This window comes from Microbulbifer maximicatervae (SeqCode) (genome assembly GCF_052467955.1).
This window is the reverse complement of record NZ_CP174329.1, coordinates 4,634,926-4,659,028: the sequence shown is the minus strand read 5'-3', so window position 1 is coordinate 4,659,028 and position 24,103 is coordinate 4,634,926. Positions and strand designations below refer to the sequence as shown.

Sequence of the window (24,103 nt, the reverse complement as noted above, 5' to 3'; positions counted from 1 at the left end):
TTTGGCCTAGAAGATAGATTAGGATTGGCTGATATTGGGTTAAACAGTATTTTTTTAGGTTTTTTGTCCTATTTACAGGTTTATGCCGTTAATTTATTGCGTAGCCGAGTCTTTTATTAATATAAAAATTTTTAGCGCTGAGGCTGGGGATTTGCCTGAGGAATAGTGGAAATTTCTTCCAGAAATAAAGGTGAGAGGAATAGTTAATGTAGTGAGGTGGGTATCAAGCTGGAGGTGTTTGGGGGAAAGTGTGCACTGTATGCAGCTTTGAGTTGCTTGCCTGCGAGGAGTTTTCACAGGCAGTAAGTGCAATCGTGAGAAATTGATATGATTTATTTGTCGTGAAACCAGCCGCTTATAGCGAGTCGTAACTTGGGTGCAAATGGAGCAACACAAGTTACGGAATGAATATGTTTGACATGAAATAAGCAAAGGCTGTTGTAAGTGGGAGACCAAGACTTAGTGGGAGTGCCATCATCTTTGTAAAACTGCAAGAGTCCCCCCCAGTCAGGATGCCAATTTTCGGATAAGTTATAAACAAAAGCCACTCTTCTTTTTTCTGCCGAAACATCGTCTCTATGGCGAGTTAAAAAATCCCCAGGAGCAAAAGCTGTTATTTGGGCGCTTGGGTATGCTAACGATGAAATTCCTGTAATAGTCCTAATATTCTTTATCATCTCTTCGCTAGAAAGCCAGCTGTAGATATTGGCTAGATGAGGGGTTGAGCTCTGACTCAACTCTTGCCTTCCATACCAAAAGCCAACTCCATCGCTAGCTAACTTATGTACGTTTTGTACTAGTGTGCGGCGATCATTAAGATCTAACTGTGCAAATTCATCTTTTGATATCTCAGAGTATTTCCCATTGGAAATATGTGCCTGCTTAAAACTCGCATATTTTAAGATTTCTTTTTTCAAAGTGTGGGCTGAATCGTTACTTAATAAGTTTGTAACTCGGCAGCTCAGGTCTTGATTAAACTCATTGCTCCAGTAAAGGGAGTCAAGTTCACGATTAATTATATATTGCATATCTCAACTTCCCGTATTAGATGTTTGATGCTTTAGGGCTCTTTTTGATTCGTTGTTTAAGGCTGCGAGGAGGTCTTCGGCAGCCTCAGAAAATTTGCTCCATTTCTTGGCTTCTGAAGGATCTATAGGTTTTCGTACTTGCAGCTCGCTAAACGTAAAATTGTTAGATTTTCCCCTCAGGGACAGTATGTTGTCGCTCCATCTAAGGCCTAAAAAGGAGTATAGTTTTTGGGCAGTTTCTTTTTGTGTGGATAGAAATTCATCAAAATTCAGGTTGAAAATACTCTTTGGGAAGGTTTTGCCCCAAAATTGCATTAGTCTCATTGATTGGTAGTAATAGTGAGCGACATCTTCTGCTTTGCACGCATATGTATGCCCTTCGGGAAAGGGCTTTGAAAGAATTGACATGCATACATCGAAAGGATTTCTGGCTACTTGAATAATGCGGGCATTGGGGAATAAAGATAAAATCAATCCAACGTTTAGTAGGTTGCTGGGCATTTTGTCCACAGTGTCTTTTTCTGCTTCCGTTTCGAGTTTCATGTAATGCTCAGCAAGCTGGTTCCAGTCGGTAGAGCTTAATTTGTGAATGTTCTCATAGGCTTTCCCCTGAAATTTCAATTGCAGCTGGGATACCGTTCTAGGTATTTCTTCACTTTCTCCGAGACTGTAAACACTATTGGAATTTTCTATAATTTTATTTATTAAAGTTGTTCCTGATCTTGGCATTCCCACTATAAATATAGGGCTGTTTTGGTTGGAACTCTTGTTGTGCGCATGCGATGATAGGCTGTATGTCTCTATTATTTTCGAGAACAATTCTTCTGTTTTTCGAGGGTCGTAGGTGTTATTTGCCCTTTTTAGTAGTTCAAGCTTGATTTTGTTGGCTATTCCAATTTGCTTGTAGGATTTTTGGTATTTGTTTTGTTTTATATAGATTTCTGAAAGTGCAAAGTTACATATTTCCGCATCGATCGATGGTTCTAATAGAGATTTAATGGCCGAATTTAGTTTGTTTACTAGAGCTTGGCTAATGTCACTTGGAGGGGTGAGTTCAGCAATAATTTGCCATCCAGCGCTGAGTTTGGGGTTCTTTGAAGTGGCTAGTGTTGCATGCTTAATTGAGTCGCTATAGTTCCCATTTAGTCTTTTTATTTTAGCCTTCAATAGATCAGCCTGAGCGGATGTTTCCCCCATGCTTATTGCTTTCTCGAGCTGGACTTGGCTTTCTTCAGTTTTTCTTGCCATTAGTAATAGATCTGCATACTTTAAACGGTCGGAGGCTGAGGGCGATACTAACTGAATATATCTAGAGTATGCAGTGATGGCGGTTTCATAATCCCGGAACTCCGCTGCGACCAATGATAGCTCGCGGGCAATAGCCAGATTGTTCTGTAAATGAGAAAATAATTTTTTATAGATTGGAAAAGCTTTCCCTATATTCCCTAACTTAAAGTGAGAAAGACCGAGCAAATGGAATGTTTGCCCATCCATTGGTTCAATTCTCTCAATTGCTGCGACTGCATAATGGTGTTTTTCTAGGGCTACATATTCTGTTGCTATAAATTTGAGATCAGCTGCTGTGATACCGTTTGTAGTTTCAGCTTCCTTTAGCTGGCTAAGTGCTTCGGACCTCTTTTTTAGCTGTCTTGACGTAAAGGCAAGCATCAACAATTTTTGAATTTGCCTGGAGGAGGTCGAGGTTGGCAGATTAAGAAGTTGTGTATGTGCAGAAGTATAATTTTTCTGTTTTAGATCAAGTTCAATTGAGGCAATAGAGGTCTCCCATTGAGAGGGTTTGGGGCTTTTGGGTGGGGTGTGATGCTTCATATGACAGATTTATCTCGGTATACTTCCCTAAGTGTTTTAAATTGCCGACCTTGAGTGAAATTTAATTGTCTTATAGGCATCTCTTCTGATCGATGCTTACTGGGAGTTGTAATGTATTGTATATCATCTGATCTCGATGTTGATAGGCTGCGGGAGGAGTTCTTAAGGTCATCAGTTGTACAGGTACCTAATTTTCTTCATAGTCAGTCGGCTAGTGATATTTTTTCTTTTTTGAGGGAGCAGAAGGAATGGAACCTGTCTTTCAATAAGCTTGGTGTTCATACGGATATTAGCTTTTCTGATTATTGTGGTTGGAGTGCTGATCAGAAAGGTATGTTGAACGATATCGTGTGGTCTCAGGCTGGGACAGAGTTTCAATACCTTTACAAGAGCATCCCTATATTTGATTTTTGTAGTCGTGGTAGTGGTCAGGATAAGCGGTTTATGTCTATTTTTCAGTTGGTTAACAGCGAGTCATTTTTATCCTTAATGCGCTCAGTTGTTGGGGACAATAGTATTGCTTTCGCCGACGTTCAAGCGACATGTTTTGACCGTGGGCATTTTCTAAAGGAGCATGATGATGGTGTTTCCGGGAAGAATAGAGTTGCAGCATATGTTATTAATTTAACCCCAAACTGGAATTTAGACTGGGGCGGAGTTTTGCATTTTTATGGGAAGGATGGAGGGGCAATCAAGGGACTGGTGCCAACATTTAATGCTGTAAACGTATTTAAAGTCCCTCAGAAGCATTCAGTTTCATATGTTGCTCCATTTGCGCCTAAGAGCCGCTATTCAATTACTGGCTGGTTAAGGCGTGGGGAAATGGCGTAATGCGTTCACAGTTAATTATTAATTGCTAGGGATTACATCAAACGGCGTGGTTACTCTCAGATGCGTGGATTCTTCTGGTAGGGGGATTGTTCCGTGCCAAGTGTATGAAGGAAATAAAACTAGTGATCCTTTAGAGGGAGTTATTTGCTTTTCCACAAAATCTCTCTCTCCAAGTTCATATGGAGACTTCCCGAAAAAGATGTCACCTGGATTTGTTGGGGCTCCTTCATTTTCTGGTGGTGGTAATTCTACATAAAAAGCGGAGCTAATCCAGCCTTGGGGATGCACATGGCTAACATGGTGTCCACCACCTTTTAGCATTACGGACCATGATCCAGAAAATTTAAAATTTGATGACGTTCTTCCTAAAAATGGGTGTTTCTCATCTTCAGGTGAGTTTGATATGTAATCGCTAATGACCTCTTTAAGGCTTTCCTTTAAGGAGCATATTACAGGATGACTTTTGTGAAGCAGTCTGCCAGGTGTTTGAACTCCAGAGCGTACCGATTGAAAAAGGGGGCGCTCCTTCAGTTTGTGCATGTCTAATAGATTTGCTTTTAACTCCAGAAGGAACTCGTTAAGGCTGGAATACCCATTTGGGGTTGGTATTACATACTCTTGAATATAGCTACTATTTTGAGTGAGCCATTGGTAGCGCTCATTCCCCATCATTTTCCAGCACGTCCCTTGAATAGCCCAAAGAAGTTGGTCATTTGGGGCTTGTTTTAAGGCCTGCTTAACAAGTTTATCAGCCACTTCGAATTCATAGTTTCTAACAAGGGTTATTAAGTACTGCTTTGTAATGCTGAGGTCAGGTTGCACTGAAAAAACAGTTTCATAGAATTTCAAGGCAAGCTTTAAATCTCCTTCCTCTTCGGCAATTTTGCCTCTGAGAAATAGAAGTTCGAAGCTTGTGTCAACATCTGGACGTGACTCAAGTACGCTTTGTGCCTCTTTAATTAACCCTGCTGCGATTAAGCTTTCAATATGAGCAATGGTGATTTCTCGATGATCTTTTGGGGATTGCGATAACTTGCGATAGCTTTCGCAAAATAGCCCTTTATTACCAAGCTGCCAATATGCTTCATTCAGGGTTTTGTGCGCCTCGGTATGAAGAGGTTCTGTAGTAATGAGTTTCTCAAGTGTTTCTATGGCTGTTTTATGGTAGCCAAGGTTTAGTTCGGCAAGTGCTTTGGCATAAAGTGCTTCGCTCATATCAGGTGCCAAGCTAAGAACTTCTTCAAGCAAAGCTAGCGCTTTTTCAGGCTCCTCAAGGTCAGAATAAGTTATGGCTAATCCATAAGTAGCCTTCAAATTCTTTGCATCTTGAGCCCTCGCTTTTTGAAAGAAATCCAAGGCATCTTGAAATTGGCTGTTTTTTCTGCAGATATTTCCAAGGAGGGTTAGTGAAGCAGGAGAGCTAGGCGTGAAGCTTGCGGCCTTTAAGGCATGTTCATAGGCTAGAGTTAGGTTGTTTGATTCAAACTCAAGTATTGCCAAATTTCGCCATGCGGCTGTAAATTTCGGATTGTAATGAATAGCTTGCTTGTAATGGTACCTTGCAAGATCTATCTGCTTTTGCGCTTTTAGAAAGTTAGCAAAATTATTATGTACCGGCGGTTGGTCATTTTTTGCTTTAAGTGATTTTTCAAAGAAATCTTTAGCTTCTCTTTTACTGTTGACTGCACCTAACGCGAGAGCGGAGAGGTGTAATACATTCGGCTCGTTCGGGAACTGCTGATTCAATTTTTGGATTGCAGGTAGCGCGTTCTGAGCATGTCCAGACTCCACCATTTTTCCAAGGCTCGCCAGGACTTGTTGAAGCGTTAAATTTCTCTTCATAGACATTTTCTAATTAAAGAAACGGCGAGCAATGCTCGCCGTTTCTTTGTGTCAAATGACAATCAGCTTACTTCTACTCAAAACGATAGCTTGCGCTCAGGAAGTAGCGCGGACCTAACAAGTCATAAGTAGATGGATAGGTATTAGCTTGCTCAGCAGAATCCCCCAAAGTGGTGGGTTCAGTATCTAGAACATTCTTAATACCAAAGTTGATGTCAAAGTTTTCATTGACTGCCCAGCCGGCGCTGAGGTCAAGGTAAAACTCATCATCAATAGACTCTACAACCAGTTGGTTGCGCTCATCGAATGGATTGGTGACAGTGTCTCCAACGGCGATGTTGGTGAAAGCAGAGCCCGCATCCATCAGATCATCGATGTTGTCAGCGGTAACTTCGATAGTGCGAGGTCCACTAACGGTCATCAACTGGTCATCTTTGGTTCCATCAAGATAGCGAACCAAGGCGGACAAGGTTAGTGGGCCACTCTGCCAGCTAACACGTGTATTCCAGTTGAATTCGCCTCTGGGTGCCTCACAGGTGTTTCCGTAATAGCCGGCACACTCATTCACAACACTTGGGAACTCAGCAACGGGAGTTACGTCGTACTGGAGCAGGTAGGTGCTGTTGAAAGTGACGCTCAGGTAGGAGGCACCATCAAAGCCGAAGTCCAGATCGGTACCGTAGTTAATGTTGAGGTCAACACCTCTGGTCTCAATCAGGCCGATGTTCGCATTAAACGCTTCTACGTAGTCAACGTTACCGTCGCTGCGGCGGTTAATTGCTTGGCAATATGGTGAGCTAGCATCTTGGAATTGGTTGTAGCAGAGATCCAGGATGTTATTTACACCACCGCCGTATACGTCGATCGCATCTTCGATTTCAATATCGTAGTAGTCGATAGCGATGTCGAGGCCATCCATCGGCTCAATTACTGCACCAAATGTGATCGTAGTTGAGGTTTCCTCTTGAAGCTCCTCATTGCCGCCGAAAACACCTTCAATCTGGGTATTCGCTTGAGTAAAGCTGCCTGCAGTTACGCCATCAGGCATGGTGGCGTTACAGGTATCGGTATCCCCTGAACCGCCTACAGCACATGGGTCGCTAGCGGGCGGGAAGCCTGCGGATTCACCTAGGTAAAGCTCGTAGACATTTGGAGCGCGAACAGACTGCTGAAAGCCTGCGCGGAACTTAACCATTTCAATTGGAGCGTAGTTTAAAGCAGTTGCGAAAGAGTTAACTCCGCCAATATTCGAGTAATCGGAATAGCGGTATGCACCCCACAGAGCTAGGCTCTCAACTCCAGGCTTGCCAGAAACCAGCGGTACGTTTACTTCGGCAAAAGCTTCCATTGCGGTATAACCACCAATGGTCTGCTGCCCGGCATTAAAGCCCAAAACGTCGCCTGTAGCGAGGTAGCTATCAGGGTGGAAGCTAGACTCATCATCGCGATGCTCTAAACCAAACACCACACCGATAGCTTCATCTGCAGAGGGAACAGTGCCCAGAAGGCCGGATACGCTTGCAGAGATTACTTCTTGTGTGATGCTGGTAATGTTTGTGGCATCGACAGTGATGAAGTTAATCGCTTCGTCACTGATATTGCCTGCGCCCCAAATATTTAATGGTACACAGCCATTGGAAGTATCTTGACATGCTGTGCCGTCATCTGTGACAAGGATAGCTTGCTTGAACTTGGAGGCCGCAACGTCGTTGTTTTGACGGTTGGTCTGATCGAGATTGGAGTAGCTGTAGTAAGTATCAAAAGACCAGTCGTCATTGATGTCGCCACGGAAGCCAGTCACGATGCGGAAAGCGTCACGAGTATCTATTGATTCGCGAGAACCATTTTCAACCATTCGACGTCCGATGAAAAGATCAACCGGATCATCTGCATTGTTGCCATTTGCGACATTCAGGTTTCTAAGAGTTTCTTGGTAAGCTTCATCGAAGAAAGGTGTATTTGGGTTTACTGAAACTGTAGTAAATGCAGGGGTGGGGGCCAGTTCCTGTGGAACTTGGTTGTGAGAGAACGCCATTTCACCATAAGCGGTGACTTTGTCATTCAGGTCGTAATGCGTAAACGCACTAATCAGGAAGCGCTCTTGCGGCAGCTGCAAATAGTTATCTGGAGCGTAGTTAAAGCGGTCTTCTGGGTCTTGGAAAGCGCGAGAAGTGCCATCTGGCTCAAAGGTTGTGCCAGTACTAAATACGTTTGTGCCAGGAATGCCACTGGAACCAGAGGTGGACAGGCTATCGTTGAAGCCGTCCCCGTCAGTGTCCGCTTCGCCCCAAGTGTTAGTACTGAAGTTGCGGTCAGCTTGGAAAACGGGGTCACGGTCAGTCCAAGATGCATATACGGTAGCATTACCGCGTCCATCGGCAAAGTTACCACCGATAGTCAGGTCGATATTGCGCTTGGTGCCATCACCTTCCTCTGTAACATCATAAAGGCTGGTAAGTTGAACCCCTTCGAAATCGTCTACTAACTGGAAGTTAACTACACCGGCGAGGGCATCGGAGCCGTATACCGCAGAAGCACCACCAGTAATTACATCAACACTCCGGATCAGGGTGCTGGGAATGGTGTTCAGGTCAACGATACCTTCTTGAGTAGAGGGAATATAGCGGCGGCCGTTGACAAGAACCACTGTACGATAGCTTCCGAGGCCGCGAAGGTCTACCTGGGCAGTACCGTCCCCAGGGTTGTTAGAGCTGGGACCAAAGCTGGGCCGAGTCTGAGGTAGTTCAGCGAGTTTCTGCTCAATATTGAGGTTACCGGAAATCTTGAACTCTTCTGCCCCAATAGAGGTTAATGGAGTAACAGATTCAAGGTCTTGGCGCTTGATACGAGAGCCAGTAACGATAACTTCTTCAACCATTTCCGCATCTTGCTGAGCGAAAGCAGGCATTGCAGGAACCATAATTGCGGCAGCGGTGAAGCCCAGGGCTCCCTTTACGGCTGCGGACAGGAGGTTCTTTTTCATTGTCAATCCTCTCTTGATCGTTGGATTTATAGTCTGTTGTCATTAATGACGATTGCTGGAAGTAGCTACCCCCAAGTGGCTACTTCCCTCCCAACACACCTATTAACGTTTGGCGGGCGGAACCCCTCAAAAGAATCGTGTTTTTTTCTGATACTACGTATTGTCAGGTTTGGTAGGTCAGCGCGTGCTCGCTCATCGATCTTTTTGTTTTATTTTTGGTCTGTCTGAGAGCGGTAAAAGGGGAGGCAGAAGAGGTTTGAGTAGAGAGGTGTAACTTAAAGGCTTAGGGAGAAGCTTCCGTAAAAGAATCGACCTGTTAGGTCATATGTAAGGTAGTCGTGGTTATTGCTCTCTGCGGTTGAAGCAAAAGGAGGTGAGCGATCTAGTAAATTATTGATACCGAACGCAAATCTCAGTCGAGAGCTCGGGGTGTAAGCAACCTGAATGTCATGTGATGACCAGTCGCTGATATTGCGGCTTTCGTTAGTGCCGTCCAGGGTGGTAAACGTTTCTTTAAGGCTGTCCACGTAATGGACGGTATAGCCGGCATTCCAAGGGCCTTTTTTTATGTATGCTCCAGCATTGGCTTTCCACTTTGGCAATGATCCTGGGCCGCCGGCTGAAATATCTGTGAAGGTGCCAGATAGATCTTCTTTGGTTGAGTTAGGTGAGCTTTGATTGAGGTAGTGAAGCATTCTGCTGATGTTTAAAGCCAAATGCAGCTCCTTATCACCCTCTAGTTGGAAGTGATAACGAAAAGCGGCGTCATATCCTCGAATTTCACGGCTTCCTTGATTTATACGAGAAGCATATATTTTGGTGATATCGCCACTTTGGTCGCGTTTGACTAAATCCGTATAAAGGTTGTAGTAGGCATTTTGATCCAATAAAAACTGGGGGTTAGTGCCGATCACTTGGTCTTCGTCGATGTCATAAAGGTCAAACTTAGCAATAAAGTCGGGAAGCCTGAGAGGTTCCCATGTCACTCCAAGAGAAATTGTTCGGGATGTTTCTGGAGCTAGATCTGGATTACCGCTAAATTCAGTTAAATATTGTATCCGTGAACTGTCTGACTGAAATTGGCAGCCAGGAAGGTCGCTTGCATTTGTGCTGGTACAGGGGTCGAATAGAAATTCTTGTGTTTGGTAGCCCTGTTGATTCATGTCTGTAAGAGTTGGGGCTCTGAACCCAGTGGTATAGCTGCTTCGTACAAGAAGGGAGGGAGCTGGTTTCCATCTTAGAGCCAGTTTGGGATTACTAGTATCCCCAAAGTCGTCGTAGTGAGAGCTTCTAATGGCACCATCTAGCCACAGCTTTTCTGAAATAAGCGGGATGGACACCTCAGCAAAAGCTTCTTTGACAAGCCGGGTTCCTTCTGTAGATCCAGGGGCGTGCCCACCAATAAAGGACATTCCAAAATTATCATTGGAGTGAAGATTTACGCTTTCCCGTCTGAACTCAATTCCTGCTGCTGCAAGAATATTTCCTGCTGATATCTTTTTGATAATGCCGTCAGTTATGAATGTGAAAGATGTCATTCGGGAGTTGCTAGTGGTTACACTTTTGCCGCGAATGAACTCTAGCTGTTCCGCATCAATACTTCCGCTGGGGCCAAGAAGGTTTACAGCCACACAGGAGGTCGTGATATTGCAGACATCTGGTCCTTTTAGCCCCAGGGAGAGCGCAAAGGGATCTATTACATTGTTTAGTGTTTCTTTCTTAGAGGTTCTGTGAATTGAGGCACCTAGTTCCCATTGCCACTCATTCCAGAAGCCTTTAATTCCGGTATTGAGTCTCCAGGTGTTTGTTCGGTTGTTTTGTGTCCTTGGGCCAAGCTCGATAACGCGTCTGCGGACATCATAAATTTCTTCGTTAAAAGTATTGTAAATATTATCAGCCGCTATCGTTAGGTCCCCGTTGTCAAAGCGTGTAAATACAGGGGTGGGAGCAGAGGTTGATACTCCGATAGATCGGACTCCCATAATTTCAGAAAAAGCTTGCGTGCTTTCGCCGATATCCAGGTTGCCGGCTATGTATATTGAGTCACTTTGGGTGGGGGTAATTGCTGAGGTGTAGTCGCTGTAGTTAAATTTCTCTTCCGGCGACCAGCTCTGATAGGTTCCGGGGGAGAGGTTGGTTAACACCTCATTTCTCTCGAGGGCGATAAAGCCATCTGGGATGGCGGATGATCTCTGGTCTGTCCCCCCAATTGCGCGACTATCCGCTGAGCTGGAGAGATCTCGGTCCCGGCTCATTACTTTTCCCTGGCGATTTTGGGCCAGGTTTAACATTAAGTGAGACCGGTCCCCCCTCCATCCCCAGGTTAAATGGTGGGATTCACTCTGTCGATCACCTTGTGAAGCTTGTCCGTAATAGCTCTTCACTGTGAGCCCTTCAAAGTCAGTTTGCAGGATAATATTCACAACTCCTGCGATAGCATCGGAGCCATAAACAGCCGAAGCCCCGTCTTTTAGAATTTCGACTCTTTCAACAAGAGCTAGAGGGATAGTGTTTAAGTCGGTTGCTTCTCCATTAAACCCATCGCTGATGATTCGTCTCCCATTGAGGAGAACAAGAGTGCTATTGGCTGGTAGGCCGCGCAGGGAGACTGCTGCAGTACCATCGCTCTCCTGGCTAACTGAAGTGCTTGTGGAGTTGCCGGAGATAGCAGGTAAAAACTTTAGCAAATCGGCAATAGTCTGAGCGCCGGTCATTTCCAGCTGGTCTCGCGAAAGACGGTCTACCGGCAGGTATCCTTCTGATTGGAAGTGGCGCAAGTGACTTCCCGTTAGGCTCTGACCCGTAACCGTTACTTCTTCAGTTTGTAAAATACCTGTTGCTATTTGCGGGCTAGTATTAGCCTGGGGTGATTCAATAACTGCTACTGATGATGGGCCTACTTTTTTGAAGGATAGCGGCACTCCTTCTAATAGTTGCTTTAAAGCGGGCTCAAATTGGCCGTCGGGGCTAAGTAGTGTCCGCCTGTTAACTTGAAATTTTGCAGCTGATGAGGCTCTAACCAGCAGTGATATTTTACATTGTTGGCCCAGTGATATCAGAGCTTGAGAGAGGCTCCCTTTGGGGATTTCGATTCCCGATTCAGGGCATAGGGCGTAGGTAGCGCTAGGGGAGCAAAGCGCTAACACAAGGGATATTGTTATCCAGTACCTAAGTGTCAATGAGGTGCCCATTCAAATACATGCAGCATGTCAAAATGCAGCAAATTGATAGTTTTTCTTAGTTTTTGGGCGGGCTTATTTTGCTTGTGTAATATATAACCGCCGTATCGACGGTTATAACCTAGTTATGTGCGGGAGACAAGATAGTCAGGTTGGAGTCGCTGTGGTCTTCATGTAAATCGAGCGCAGTAGCGATTGCTTTCAAGGTGCTATCTGGGTCGGAAATCTCAAAGGTTCCTGAAACCAACTTGTCCTCTACTTGGGGGGAGGCGGCAACTGGAACAGCTAAATAACGGTTTAACTCGGTTAAAGCGTCCTTAAGTGGGGTTTTTTCAAAGACTAGCAGTCCTTTTGTCCAGTCGGTAGCTTCTTCCGGTGATGTTTGGCCAATTGGACTGAGTCCTCTTTCAGAAACGCTGACTTTCTCGTTCTTGACCAATTGTACTGATTCAGGCTCCAAGCCGGGAGCGCTATCGGTTTCGCTGACTGAGACTGTGCCCTCAGTTACAGATACTCTTGTGCTCTGTGGGTTGAGTTCAACGTTAAATTCGGTTCCCAATACGCGGATATTGGCGCTGCCGGCAGTAACAGTAAAGGGGCGAGAAGTTTGCCTTGCCACTTCGAAGAAGGCTTCACCTCGAACTAACTCAGTGCGGCGCTCATTGCGGTTATAGATCACCCGCAGTTCACTATTGGAGTTCAGCTTTACTTCTGAGCCATCGGACAGGTTTATTGTCTGTATTTGTCCGCGTTCAGTCGCATATATTTGAGCCTTGAGTTCGCCGCCCATACCCTGATATCCAACCCACAGGGCAACTATTGCTCCGCAGGTTGCTAGACCGCCGCCCATAAGCCACTGCGGCAATGTCCATTGCTTTGAGCTTTGTTGCCCCTGTGCGTTATCGGTGGATGCGGAGCAAATCGCAGTTCTATTTTGCGGAGAGGGGATGCTTTCAGGGAACAATGTATCTACCGGTAGGTGAGATAAAGCACCCAGGTCTCCCCAGAGTTCAGTGATTTCGGCAAAAGCCAGCTGATTCTCTTCTTGGGAAATCCACTTCTTGAACTGGTGACGGTCGCTAGATGTAATCGAGTCAGAGCGCAAACGAGCAACCCAAGCGCAAGCCTGGTCAAGGCTTTCTTCACTTATTGCTTGCTTAGGGTTAGTCATCATGGTTGCTCTAGCATCTTGGGTTTACGAAGTGTTACTTTAGTACTTTGATATTCAGGGCGGCATATTACTCAAAGTTTCTGGATTTGTGCGACCTCTACCGCGCATACCGTCGAATAAAAATGTCATTCCAACGAGTTTTTACTGAATTGCAGTAAAATGTTCTGTTGTATGTAGAGTATTTAGGTTTACTCAATTCGGTCCTTCGAAGCTGAGACGACTGAACAGCTTCCCCCCTCAAATAATTTTGTGGAGTTGTTGTTAAGGTGTGAATACTGGTGGTTCATTTTTTTATCGTTATTTTTAAGGATATATGTCACAAGTGGCGCAACTGACTGAAGGTCACCTTTCAGGAGTCACCTTCTTACGACACGCTTTCAAAGCCTGCAAAATATACTTTTCCACACTACTCACGGAGATATTCATCTCCTTAGCTATCTCGCTATAGGAGAGGCCCCGGGTCCTATGCAATAGAAAGGCCTGGCGACACTTAAGGGGCAGCTTGTCCATGGTTTCGTAGATGGACTGTAGTTGCTGGCGGGCTGCCAGCAACCTTTCTGGTGACTGATGGTCCGCATGGTCGTCGGTGTAGGGCTCACCCTCCATGGGGATCTGCTGGCTCACATACTCTACATGAAGCTTGCCCCGACGCAGCTGGTCCACAGCAAGGTTATTGGCAATCTGGTAGAGGTAGGCCCGTGGATTCTCAAGTTCCTTCTCATCGCTGAGTTTTTGCAGGCGTAGATAGGCATGTTGGGCGATATCCTCGGCATCGTCAGGGCTTTTTACAATGCGAGAGACAAAGCGTACCAAGGCCTGTCCGTGTTCGGTAAACAGCCTTTCAAGAAGCGTCTTCCTGGCCTTATTCATTACTGATCGTGATCCCCGTACCCTGCTCGCTGTAGTTATGGACTGATTGTTCTTAGTGCGAGCTGGCGCACAGTTATATCACAAGCATTGGTTTCGCTACGAGAGGTACGATAGAACTTGACTGGTCACACTCTTCGATTCTCTATGCCTGGCGATGGATGCCGGTATAATGGCGGCCGCGCCACAGGCGCAGACAATAAGACCTTGCAGAGGTGTGTCGAGCACCGGAGATTGAATGAGTTATCAAGTACTGGCACGGAAGTGGCGGCCGAAGCTGTTTCGCGAGATGGTGGGACAGGAGCATGTTCTCCAGGCGTTGATCAACGCCCTGGATAATGGCCGCTTGCACCACGCCTACCTCTTTGCCGGTACCCGTGGTGTGGGTAAAACCACGATCGCACGAATCCTGGCCAAGTGTCTGAATTGTGAAGAGGGAGTTAGTTCTGAACCCTGTGGCCAGTGCCACACTTGCAATGAGATTGCCGATGGCCGTTTTGTCGACTTGATCGAAGTGGATGCAGCCTCGCGTACCAAGGTCGAAGATACTCGTGAACTGCTTGAGAACGTGCAGTACGCACCGACCCGGGGTCGCTTCAAGGTTTACCTGATCGACGAAGTCCATATGTTGTCGAACAGCTCGTTTAACGCGCTGTTAAAAACCCTCGAAGAACCGCCTCCCCATGTGAAGTTTCTACTGGCAACGACTGATCCGCAGAAGTTGCCGGTTACCGTGCTGTCCCGCTGTCTCCAGTTCAAGCTGAAGAATATGAGCCCCGAGCGGGTTGTGGGGCACTTGAAGTTTGTGTTGGAGCAAGAACAGGTTCCGTTTGAAGAAGGGGCCCTGTGGCATCTCGGTCGCGCCGCAGATGGCAGTATGCGAGATGGGATGAGTCTTACTGACCAGGCCATCGCATTTGGTGGGGGGCAAATTACCGAGGCAGAAGTGCGCGGTATGCTGGGCAGTATCGATACCGGTTTGGTGTGGAAGCTGCTGCAAGCCTTGTCTGAAGAGGACGCACAGGCTTTATTTGCCACAGTTGCTGAGTTGTCTCAGCAGGCCCCTGATTACAGTGCTGCGCTGGCAGAACTCGCCGATAACCTGCACCGTATCGCAGTGGCTCAGGTGTTGCCGCAATCTATCGATAATTCCCTGGGTGATGGTGAGCGACTGAGAAATTTAGCTGGGCGTATCGCCCCGGAAAATGTGCAGCTGTATTACCAGATGGCCCTGCTGGCCCGGCGTGACTTGCCCTTGGCCCCGGATCAGCGCAGTGGCTTTGAAATGGCTCTACTGCGGATGCTGGCCTTCCGTCCTCAGGGAGTTGCGGATATTCCCCGTTCTCCACTGCCATCGGCTTCCGAATCCGTTTCACCAGCACCAGCTCTAGAAGCGCTACAGCCACAGGCCCCTGTAGCGCCAGAAGTACCGGAGGTCAGTCCGGCAAAAAAGCCTGAAGCGGCACAGCCGCAGGCTGTTACAAAGGTTGATGTGGCTCCCCCGCAGGCAGTGCAGGGCCTGCAGCCGTTGCAGAATCAGGCAGAGCAAAGGGAGGTAGAGCCTGCAGCCCCAGCTGAAATGATCAGTGAGCCAGCGACGGAGGCTCAGCCGGAGCAAATTACAAGCCCGCCTCCTGTCCAGGGAGTGGCAGAAGAGCGTCCCCAGCGTAAAGATGTCCTGGCCGAGCTTCGCCAGCGAGTTGCGGAAGTGGAGTCGGCGCCGGCATCACAGCAACCAGTACCACAAAATACGGTGAATACCTCGCGGGAGGCTCCGGTAGAAAGCCGCAGTCAGGAAGTGCCAAAAGGGCGTTTGGAAGCATTAACGCCTGGCAGTTGGCCGGTAATGTATGGACAGCTGGGTATTACCGGTATTTTGCACTCTATTGCCCAGCACTTGGAGATGGTGGGCAGGCAGGACAATATACTCTCGTTCACCCTGGATGAATCTTACAGCAGCCTCTACGACGAAGTTCACCAGCGGCGTCTGGGGGACTCTCTGGCTGACTTCTTCCAACAGCCTGTGGTAGCGCAGATACAAGTAGGGCAGGTACATGGGAGTACCCCCGCCCGATTAGTCGCAGCTACCCGCCAAGCGCGGCTAGAAGCTGCCCAGGATGCACTGGTCGCTGACCCACTGGTTCAAGAATTACAGGCAGAATTGAGTGCGGAACTGGTGCCGGGCTCCGTAGAATCACTAGTAGTAGAAGATTAATGACAATTAGGGCCCGGTTTATTCCGGGGCCACATGCACAAGATAGAGGTTACCTATGAAAGGTTTGGGCGATTTGATGCAGCAGGCCCAGAAAATGCAGGCCGATATGCAGGAAAAAATGCAGAAGATGCAGCAGGACCTGACTGAGCTTCGCATCTGCGGTGAGTCTGGGGCGGGTATGGTCAAGGTGACGATGAATGGTCGCCACGATGTGACATCTGTGGAAATTGACCCCTCCCTGATGACTGAGGAGAAGGAAATGCTGGAAGACCTGCTGGCCGCTGCGGTCAACGACGCTGTGCGCCGTGTAGAGGAAAAAACACAGGAACTGCAAAAGCAGGGGATGGGAGACCTGACTTCAGGTATCAATTTGCCTGAAGGCTTTAAGTTCCCCTTTTAAGAAGTGGCCATCCACTGGTTTTGAGTTTGTATGTTTAGTCCCCTGATTGAAGAGCTGATCCGCGCGCTCCGCTGTCTGCCCAGTGTGGGCCCCAAGTCCGCGCAGCGCATGGCGATGTACCTGTTGGAAAAAGACCGGGAAGCTGCCTCCCTGCTGGCCCAGAGTTTGGCACGAGCGGTGGAACAAGTCGGGCGCTGTGGGCAGTGTCGCACCCTGACAGAGGAGCCCGTTTGCTCATTGTGTAGCAATAGCCGGCGCGAGCAGGACTCACTGTGCGTGGTTGAGACGCCCGCTGATGTTCTGGCTATTGAGCAGGCCGGTAATTACCACGGTCGCTACTTTGTCCTGCATGGGCATCTCTCGCCCATCGATGGTATTGGCCCGGGGGACCTGGGGATCGACTTGCTGGAGCAGAGGCTCGCTACTGAGCAGTTGCGCGAACTTATTGTCGCCACTAACCCTACGGTAGAAGGTGAAGCTACCGCGCAGTACATCGCGGAGAGAGCTCGTGCCCAGGGGGTGACGGTGAGCCGGATTGCCCACGGTGTGCCCATCGGCGGAGAGCTGGAATATATCGATGGCGGCACTCTCGCCCACGCCTTTAATAGTCGAACCGCATTTTTTTCCGGCAGTTGAGTGATATCAATGACAGAAATAGATACCACTCCACGCTGGGTCGACAGTTACGAGCAGCTGGTAGAGTTGTGTGCAGAATGGCGCAAGCAGAGTGCGGTAGCCCTGGATACCGAGTTCATGCGCAGCCGTACTTTTTATCCCCAACCGGCCCTGGTCCAGGTAGGTGATGGAAAACACTGCTACCTGATCGACAATTTGGCGATTGAGGAGTTACAGCCGCTTCGCGACCTCTTGCTCGATACCGCTGTCACTAAAATCATGCACAGTTGTAGTGAGGACCTGGAAACCCTGGAGCGCTTGCTGGGGGTGATCCCCGAGCCCATTTTTGATACCCAAATTGCCGCTGCGATCTGTGGCATGGGAGCGGGCTTAGGTTATGCGGCGACAGTTAACCAGCTACTGCATATTGAATTGCCCAAGAGTGAAACCCGCTCGGACTGGCTGCAGAGACCTCTCAGTGATGCACAGAAAACCTATGCCGCCCTCGATGTCGCTTGGTTGCCGGTACTCTACGGCGTACTGGTAAAGGACCTCAATGGGAAGGGGCGCCTGGAGTGGTTGCAGGAAGACTGTGCATCATTGGTGGTCACGGCTCGAAACCCGAACCCGCCTGAGATTTACTACCAAAAAGTGAAAGGTGCCTGGCGCCTGCGCAGTAAACAACTGGCAGTGCTACAGGATGTGTGTGCCTGGCGCGAAAAGCAGGCCAGGGCGCTGAATATGCCGCGCAATCACTTGTTGAAAGAGAATATCTGTCTCGGCCTGGCCCAACAGTTGCCTCGACATAGAGGTGCCTTGAGCCAACTGGGTATGGAAGGGCGGGCTTTGCGTGAGCACGGAGAGGCCCTGTTAAAAATCGTTGCCCAAGCCTGCGAGAGAAGCGATCCTCCTGCGCGAATGCAGCAGCCTCTCAACCGGCAGCAGGGAGAGATCCTCAAGCAACTGCGGCTTGAGATGGTGTCTATTGCCGAGCGGGCCGGGTTGCCTGCCGAAATATTAATTCGCAAAAAAGAGCTGGAAGCCTTGGTCCAGGCCCGTCGACCCGAGTTAGAGGGGCGGCTCACAGGGTGGCGGGCCGATGTGATTGGCCACCCTTTGCTCGAAGCTCTGAAACAATTGCGTAAAGAGGAATTGAAGTGAAAGTTTTATGCGATATTTATCGCAGTCCAAATAAAGACGAAATGTATCTGTACGTGGATAAGCGCGAAGGCACTACGAGGGTTCCCAAAAATCTACTGGAGCTTTTCGGCAAGCCGCAGCACGTCACTACGATGTTGGTGACGCCGGACAAAAAGCTGGCCCGTGCAGAGGCGGACAAGTTGCTCAAAGAGGTGCTCACTCGCGGCTATTACTTACAGATGCCGCCAATAGCCGATTCCGAAATGAGTGAAATCGCGCTGAAGAACAGCAAGTTGCAACGCTGAGTCGAGCTAAATGGCACAGGAGCCTTTTTGGCGGCGGAAAACGCTGGAGCAAATGAGTCGATCCGAGTGGGAGCAGCTTTGTGACGGTTGTGGTCGCTGCTGTCTGCACAGCTTGGAGGATGAGGATACGGGTGAGGTCTACCTCACTAATGTGGCCTGCCGCCTGTTGGATACCCATTCCTGCCAGTGCAGTGAGTACAGCCAGCGCAAAGCCCATGTTCCCGGATGTATTCAGTTGCGTATAGAGGATATTGCCGAATTCGATTGGTTGCCGCTCACCTGCGCATACCGCAGTCTTGCGGAAGGGCGCCCTCTTGCGGACTGGCACCCACTGGTGTCGGGGGACCCGGAATCCGTACATCGGGCGGGGATATCGGTGCGTGGGCGCGTTGTCAGTGAAGAGTCGGTTCATTCAGACGATATGGAGGATCATATTGTCTCTTGGGTTGAACAAGGTTGATCGCAAACGGGAACTGCGACCTGTGAACGCCTTTGAATATTGCGCATAATTAAATCATTCTTCGGATCGATTTATGGCTGGCAGTGCTTGTCTGCGAAGCGGCGTAAATATGCCGGTTCCGAGCGAGTGACGATGTAAAGGACCCTGGCATATTTGCCCGATATTAAATCGGTGTGCCAGAAAGTAGAGTGAGAGAATGACAGAAGATTTCCAATTTGCCTGGATGGTATACGCCGCTTCAACACTGGTTATGCTGTTGGCGGGCTGGTGGTTTATGCGCAATTGGCGATGGAGTTGGGTGCGCCAGACTCTACTGTTAGTGGCTGCGGCGGTGTTGCTGGCGCCGGCAAAGACCTCTGTAGCGGAGTCAGTTGCTGTGCCGGTGTTGCCGCTATTTGTTTATCAAACGCTGTTTGAAGAAAATGGAGCGGCGCCAGAGGTCACTACCAATTTGATATTCGCTTCGGGTGGAGCCCTGGCGATCATGGTTGTTTGGGGGATTGTCAGCTTGCTGATGAGGTTTCGCCGGGACAGGCGTCGTCGCTTTGATGAAGATCCCTACTTTAACGAACAATAACCCAAGATATGGCTGTCATGCCTGAGGGCAGGGTAGCCATTCCCCCAGTATTTTTTGTTGCACTTTAATTCACTTGCGCAGCCATCGTCCCTCCTCGACGCCTATATCCAGGCCTTCACTCGGTTGCTCGTATCAAAGGCGCTAAAACCCTTTAGACCGACAACCCCAGTCAATGACAGCTGCTATATCTATTAAGCTGGTTCCCGCTGTGGCGCAATGCAAAACAATGTAAAAGCAGTGTCACTTTTCTGCCAGGTATCCAGTAACAACAAGAGGCGGCTGTATCCGGCATGTGGGAAATACCTCGCACCTAATAGGGGAAGAGGGCAAGGGCAGTCGTGAATAGAGTGAAATATTCAGTTCAATACCCACTTGCCCGGATTGGCAGTGAGAGCCGAATGGCTGAGGAATACTGATGCTCGATCACCTGCTTATATTGACTGCAGTAATGCTGGTTTCGGGCATTTTGGGTGGGTTGGTCAATTACTATCAAATGCTGTTTACCGAAGAAGATCCAGCGGGGCTCGCACGTTGCCTGATTATGGGGCTGTGTGGCGCCTTGATGGTACCGATATTCCTTAAATTCACCCAGAGTGACTTGTTGATAGAAATCCAGGGTGACCCCTCGCGTTTATTGATTTTTACCGGTTACTGCCTGCTCGCTGCAATTGCATCACGTATGTTCGTGTTTAACGCCGCGCGGCGCCAGTTGCGAGACGCCAGTATTGCCCGCGCCCGAGTAGAGAATATGGAGCAGGAACTGCGCACCATGCAGTTGGAAATCATGCCCCTATTGGAGCATGAAATTGAGGGCGACCCCGAGCAGGGGCCGACCATCGATTTCAATCAGATCCGTAAATTGGATGACAATGCCCTACAGGTGCTGCATTTGTTAAATACCGGGGAGTGTGTATTTCGGTCTCTTTCCGGCATGGTGCAGGACAGCGGTATGGAAACCAATTCTATAGCCCGCGCCTTGAATAGCTTGCTGGTGCTGGAGATGGTCGGGAAAATTCACAGTCACCTGGGCATCCGCTGGTATATCACCGGCAAAGGTCGCCAGGTTGTACACCGCCGCAGTACCCAGATGGCCTAGGCTGCTTCGGTAAGCCCACGCGTACTTTCAAGGCTCGCCCTGCGGGACTGGCAAATTCCCCCAGCGCAAGCTGGTCATCCAAATTGAGCGTTACCGCCTCGCCCCCAACCTGTTGTTCAATTATCATTCGCTAAAAGAGATAGTTAGCCTCGACGACAGGATTGGAGCAGTTATGAAGTTTACCGGTACCGAAAGCTATGTAGCGACCGACGACTTGCAGATGGCGGTGAATGCGGCCGTTACCCTGCAGCGCCCACTATTGATCAAGGGTGAGCCCGGCACCGGCAAAACACTGCTCGCCGAGCAGGTAGCAGAGAGCCTCGGACTAAAGCTGATTCAGTGGCATATTAAATCCACCACCAAAGCCCAGCAGGGCCTGTACGAGTACGACGCGGTATCCCGCCTGCGGGACTCCCAACTGGGGGTGGATAAGGTTCACGATATTGGCAACTACATTAAGCGCGGTAAGCTTTGGGAGGCCTTTGCGGCAGAAGAGCGCGTGGTGCTGCTGATCGATGAAATCGATAAAGCGGATATCGAATTCCCCAACGACCTGCTGGTTGAGCTGGATCGTATGGAGTTCTTTGTCTATGAGACTGGCGAAACCATCAAGGCCAAGCAGCGCCCCATCGTAATTATCACTTCCAATAATGAGAAAGAGTTGCCGGACGCTTTTTTACGCCGTTGCTTTTTCCATTACATCAGCTTCCCCGATCGTGACACCATGCGCAAAATTGTCGATGTGCACTACCCAGGGATCAAAGGGCAGCTGGTGGCCGAGGCAATGGATATTTTCTTCCAGCTGCGCGAGGTTCCAGGCCTGAAGAAAAAGCCTTCTACCTCTGAGCTGATCGATTGGCTCAAGCTGTTGATGGCTGATGATATTCCCGAGGAGATCCTGAAAAACAGCGATAGCAGCAATGCCATTCCGCCGCTCTACGGTGCCCTGCTGAAAAACGAGCAGGATGTCCATATGCTGGAGCGCCTGGCGTTTATGGCCCGTCGCGATAATCGCTAAACTGTGTTGGTTAATGTCACCGAGGGCTGAAATTGTCCTCGGTGATTTCGGCCCGGTTTAACCGGGTGTTATTTTTTCTCTGTGCTGACTGCGAATTATTATGCTGATTGGCTTTTTCCAGAATTTACGCCGCTATAAATTACCGGTAACCATCACCGAACTGCTGGCCCTGCTTGAGGCATTACAGCAGCGCCTGGTATTTGCCGACCTTGAGGAATTTTACTTCCTTGCCCGCGTTTGCCTCGTCAAGGATGAGAAGCACTTCGATAAATTTGATCGCGCTTTCGACGCCTATTTTAAGGACCTTGAGACCCTCGACGACATTGTCGAGCAAATGATTCCCGAGGACTGGCTGCGTGCAGAATTTATGAAGCAGCTGAGCGAAGAGGAAAAGGCCCAGGTGCAAAGCCTCGGTGGCTTGGAAAAACTACTGGAGGAATTTAAAAAGCGTCTAGAGGAGCAGAAGAAACGTCACAGCGGTGGTAATCGCTGGATTGGTACTGGCGGCACTAGCCCGTTTGGCAATAGTGGTTATCATCCCGGTGGTATCCGTGTGGGTGGTAAGGGGCGCAATCGCTCGGCGTCAAAGGTTTGGGAGAAGCGCCAGTTTAAAAATCTGGATGACAGTATCAGTCTGGGCACCCGCAATATCCAGGTGGCTCTGCGCAAGTTGCGCAAATTTGCCCGCACCGGTGCCGCAGAGGAACTGGATCTGGATAACACCATTTCCTCTACTGCACGCAACGCAGGGTTACTGGATATTCAAATGGTGCCGGAGCGACATAATGCGATTAAGGTGCTGATCTTTTTCGATGTAGGGGGCTCTATGGACCCCTATGTGCGCGTCTGTGAAGAACTGTTCTCCGCCTGTCGTTCCGAGTTCAAGCATCTCGAATATTTTTATTTCCACAATTTTGTTTACGAGCATGTGTGGAAAGACAACCAGCGGCGCTATAGCGAAAATACCTCGCTGCTGGAAATACTGCGCACCTATGGCAAGGACTACAAAGTAATTTTTGTCGGCGATGCGTCTATGGCGCCCTACGAAATTACCAGTCGTTTCGGCAGTGTCGAACATATGAATGAAGAGCCCGGTGCGGCCTGGATGGAGCGTGTTACCGATACCTACAGTAACCTGATCTGGTTGAATCCTGTAGGAGAGGAGTACTGGCAATATACCCCCAGTATCGGTATGACCCAGAGACTGGTGGACGGGCATATGTATCCGATGACCCTGGAGGGGTTGGATCGAGCCATCGCTTATTTGGTTAAAGGGCGTTAAAAGGCTGATCGCTTTTTCAGGTAGCACCGTAGGTGCTGCCTGCTATTCCTTCGAGGGATTTTGTTAGTTGTTCAACTAGAGAGAGAAGCGAAAAATCGCTTCGTGGAGTCATTATCAATGAGAAGCCACTGGGTTTCTCTATCTCTTTTCCCCCAGTATTAATCCCATTTTCTACGATAGAAAACAACGGCAGATGACACTGGGGGGCGCCCCAAAGCCCTGCAATAGCGGTTAAACCCAATAGTCGCTGGCGATTTGTTTGTAATTTTCTGGATTCACTATCGGTCCCTTTCTTAATTGCGGTTGTGGGGGTGGTTGGTACTAGTAAAACGCTACTGTTGTCCGGTAGTAATGTTTCCATCAACTTGCACCACTGTTGTCGTTTTTCGTTGGCCCAGGATATCTCATCGTCGGTAATTGATAGGGCCATAGTAATTCTTGTGGCGATGTCCTCTGAAAATACTGGCCGGTATTTTCGCAACCAGTCTCCGTGGGTATTGGCGATGGCGCGGCCCTGCAAAATTCTGAATACACCCGCCAGTTCGCCGAGTAATTCAATATCAGACAGGTGTTTAATCTCGCAGATAGGAAATTGATTATTTAATGTAGGAATAAATTCCTGGATTGCTGCTTGAATGGGCGTATCTGCCAGTTGACTGATCTCGGGGCAAATAACCAGGCGGGTTACTTTATTTGTGGACAAGTGCTGTGACGGGATGAGAATTTTGCCGACGTCTACAAGTAGTGAAGGAGTTTGACTAAACCAACCGACAGTATCAAAGCAGGGTGCTAAACCGATAACACCGTCGGTAGGAATAAGTGAGTGACTGGTTCGAATGCCGAATAAACCACAATAGCTTGCAGGTACCCTCACCGATCCGCCGGTGTCGGTGCCTAAGCCAATATCGGCTGTTCCTGAGGCCACGGCGGCGGCCGATCCCATAGAGGAACCCCCACAAAAATAGCCGGGCAGTTTAGGGTTGTCGGCAGAACCGTAATGTAAATTACTCCCCTGCATGCTGTAGGCGAGTTCATCAAGGAGAGTAAATCCAATAAAGGTTGAGCCGGCCTCCAGTAATTGCTGTAAGCTGAGTGCAGTTTTATTGGCTGGGGGGTGAGTATTGAACCACTCGGGGCTGCCTGCCGTATTTTTCTCCCCTTTCAATTGAAAGAGATCTTTGACTGCTAAACGTACGCCTGTTAGCGGTCCGGAATCTGATAACGTTAAAGAGCGAGGTCCGTGCTCGCAAAATACGCCTTTTAT

The 24,103-nt window shown here is 48.6% G+C and carries 19 protein-coding genes; 11 read left to right on the top strand and 8 right to left on the bottom strand.

All coding sequences use genetic code 11. The features are described 5' to 3' along the window. Positions 1-332: 332 nt before the first annotated feature. Positions 333-1,028, bottom strand: a complete 696-nt coding sequence (locus ACJJI5_RS20030; protein WP_413664464.1) for a 2OG-Fe(II) oxygenase family protein — start codon at positions 1,026-1,028, stop codon at positions 333-335. 3 nt (positions 1,029-1,031) lie between these two features. Next, complete coding sequence (locus tag ACJJI5_RS20025) at positions 1,032-2,858, bottom strand: sulfotransferase (RefSeq protein WP_413664465.1); 1,827 nt, start codon at positions 2,856-2,858, stop codon at positions 1,032-1,034. A 111-nt stretch (positions 2,859-2,969) separates the two neighbouring features. Between ACJJI5_RS20025 and ACJJI5_RS20020 the strand changes: the two genes are divergently transcribed. Then, positions 2,970-3,689: a 2OG-Fe(II) oxygenase gene (locus tag ACJJI5_RS20020; RefSeq protein WP_445355024.1), complete on the top strand. Its 720-nt coding sequence runs from the start codon at positions 2,970-2,972 to the stop codon at positions 3,687-3,689. Between the two features lie 18 nt (positions 3,690-3,707). Here the strand turns inward: ACJJI5_RS20020 and ACJJI5_RS20015 are convergent, their stop codons facing one another. The 5 genes from ACJJI5_RS20015 to ACJJI5_RS19995 form a co-directional block, all read right to left on the bottom strand. Beyond that, positions 3,708-5,531 (bottom strand): tetratricopeptide repeat protein, encoded by a 1,824-nt coding sequence (locus ACJJI5_RS20015; RefSeq protein ID WP_413664467.1) that lies wholly within the window; start codon positions 5,529-5,531, stop codon positions 3,708-3,710. 73 nt (positions 5,532-5,604) lie between these two features. Beyond that, positions 5,605-8,514 (bottom strand): TonB-dependent receptor plug domain-containing protein, encoded by a 2,910-nt coding sequence (locus ACJJI5_RS20010; protein ID WP_413664468.1) that lies wholly within the window; start codon positions 8,512-8,514, stop codon positions 5,605-5,607. Positions 8,515-8,789: 275 nt separating this feature from the next. Continuing rightward, a complete protein-coding gene (locus ACJJI5_RS20005) occupies positions 8,790-11,291 on the bottom strand; it encodes a TonB-dependent receptor (RefSeq protein WP_413664469.1) in 2,502 nt (833 codons plus the stop codon). Between the two features lie 523 nt (positions 11,292-11,814). Beyond that, on the bottom strand, positions 11,815-12,867 hold the full coding sequence (locus tag ACJJI5_RS20000; protein ID WP_413664470.1) for a FecR family protein: 1,053 nt from the start codon (positions 12,865-12,867) through the stop codon (positions 11,815-11,817). A gap of 339 nt (positions 12,868-13,206) precedes the next feature. Next, positions 13,207-13,734, bottom strand: a complete 528-nt coding sequence (locus ACJJI5_RS19995) for an RNA polymerase sigma factor (protein WP_413664471.1) — start codon at positions 13,732-13,734, stop codon at positions 13,207-13,209. A gap of 235 nt (positions 13,735-13,969) precedes the next feature. On the opposite strand from ACJJI5_RS19995, the gene dnaX reads away from it, so the two are divergent. The 10 genes from dnaX to ACJJI5_RS19945 all read left to right on the top strand — a co-directional run bounded on the left by dnaX (position 13,970) and on the right by ACJJI5_RS19945 (position 22,839). Continuing rightward, on the top strand, positions 13,970-15,946 hold the full coding sequence (gene dnaX / locus ACJJI5_RS19990) for a DNA polymerase III subunit gamma/tau (protein ID WP_413664472.1): 1,977 nt from the start codon (positions 13,970-13,972) through the stop codon (positions 15,944-15,946). Between the two features lie 55 nt (positions 15,947-16,001). Further along, entirely contained in the window at positions 16,002-16,346 is a 345-nt protein-coding gene (locus tag ACJJI5_RS19985) for a YbaB/EbfC family nucleoid-associated protein (RefSeq protein ID WP_413664473.1), read from the top strand. 30 nt (positions 16,347-16,376) lie between these two features. Continuing rightward, positions 16,377-16,982, top strand: a complete 606-nt coding sequence (gene recR, locus ACJJI5_RS19980) for a recombination mediator RecR (RefSeq protein WP_282934172.1) — start codon at positions 16,377-16,379, stop codon at positions 16,980-16,982. Between the two features lie 9 nt (positions 16,983-16,991). Beyond that, entirely contained in the window at positions 16,992-18,122 is a 1,131-nt protein-coding gene (rnd, locus tag ACJJI5_RS19975; protein ID WP_444912158.1) for a ribonuclease D, read from the top strand. Beyond that, positions 18,119-18,406 (top strand): YcgL domain-containing protein, encoded by a 288-nt coding sequence (locus ACJJI5_RS19970; RefSeq protein ID WP_413664475.1) that lies wholly within the window; start codon positions 18,119-18,121, stop codon positions 18,404-18,406. Before rnd ends, ACJJI5_RS19970 begins: the two co-directional genes overlap by 4 nt. A 10-nt stretch (positions 18,407-18,416) precedes the next feature. Further along, positions 18,417-18,866: a YcgN family cysteine cluster protein gene (locus ACJJI5_RS19965; protein WP_444892841.1), complete on the top strand. Its 450-nt coding sequence runs from the start codon at positions 18,417-18,419 to the stop codon at positions 18,864-18,866. A 196-nt stretch (positions 18,867-19,062) separates the two neighbouring features. Further along, the gene (locus ACJJI5_RS19960; protein ID WP_282934168.1) at positions 19,063-19,443 is read left to right on the top strand and encodes a hypothetical protein; all 381 of its coding nucleotides are present in this window, start codon (positions 19,063-19,065) and stop codon (positions 19,441-19,443) included. A 415-nt stretch (positions 19,444-19,858) separates the two neighbouring features. Continuing rightward, complete coding sequence (locus tag ACJJI5_RS19955) at positions 19,859-20,539, top strand: YEATS-associated helix-containing protein (RefSeq protein WP_445355023.1); 681 nt, start codon at positions 19,859-19,861, stop codon at positions 20,537-20,539. A gap of 172 nt (positions 20,540-20,711) precedes the next feature. Continuing rightward, positions 20,712-21,557 (top strand): AAA family ATPase, encoded by an 846-nt coding sequence (locus ACJJI5_RS19950; protein ID WP_444912159.1) that lies wholly within the window; start codon positions 20,712-20,714, stop codon positions 21,555-21,557. A 100-nt stretch (positions 21,558-21,657) separates the two neighbouring features. Then, the gene (locus ACJJI5_RS19945; RefSeq protein ID WP_444926744.1) at positions 21,658-22,839 is read left to right on the top strand and encodes a vWA domain-containing protein; all 1,182 of its coding nucleotides are present in this window, start codon (positions 21,658-21,660) and stop codon (positions 22,837-22,839) included. 16 nt (positions 22,840-22,855) lie between these two features. Here the strand turns inward: ACJJI5_RS19945 and ACJJI5_RS19940 are convergent, their stop codons facing one another. Further along, a complete protein-coding gene (locus ACJJI5_RS19940) occupies positions 22,856-24,103 on the bottom strand; it encodes an amidase family protein (RefSeq protein WP_445356331.1) in 1,248 nt (415 codons plus the stop codon).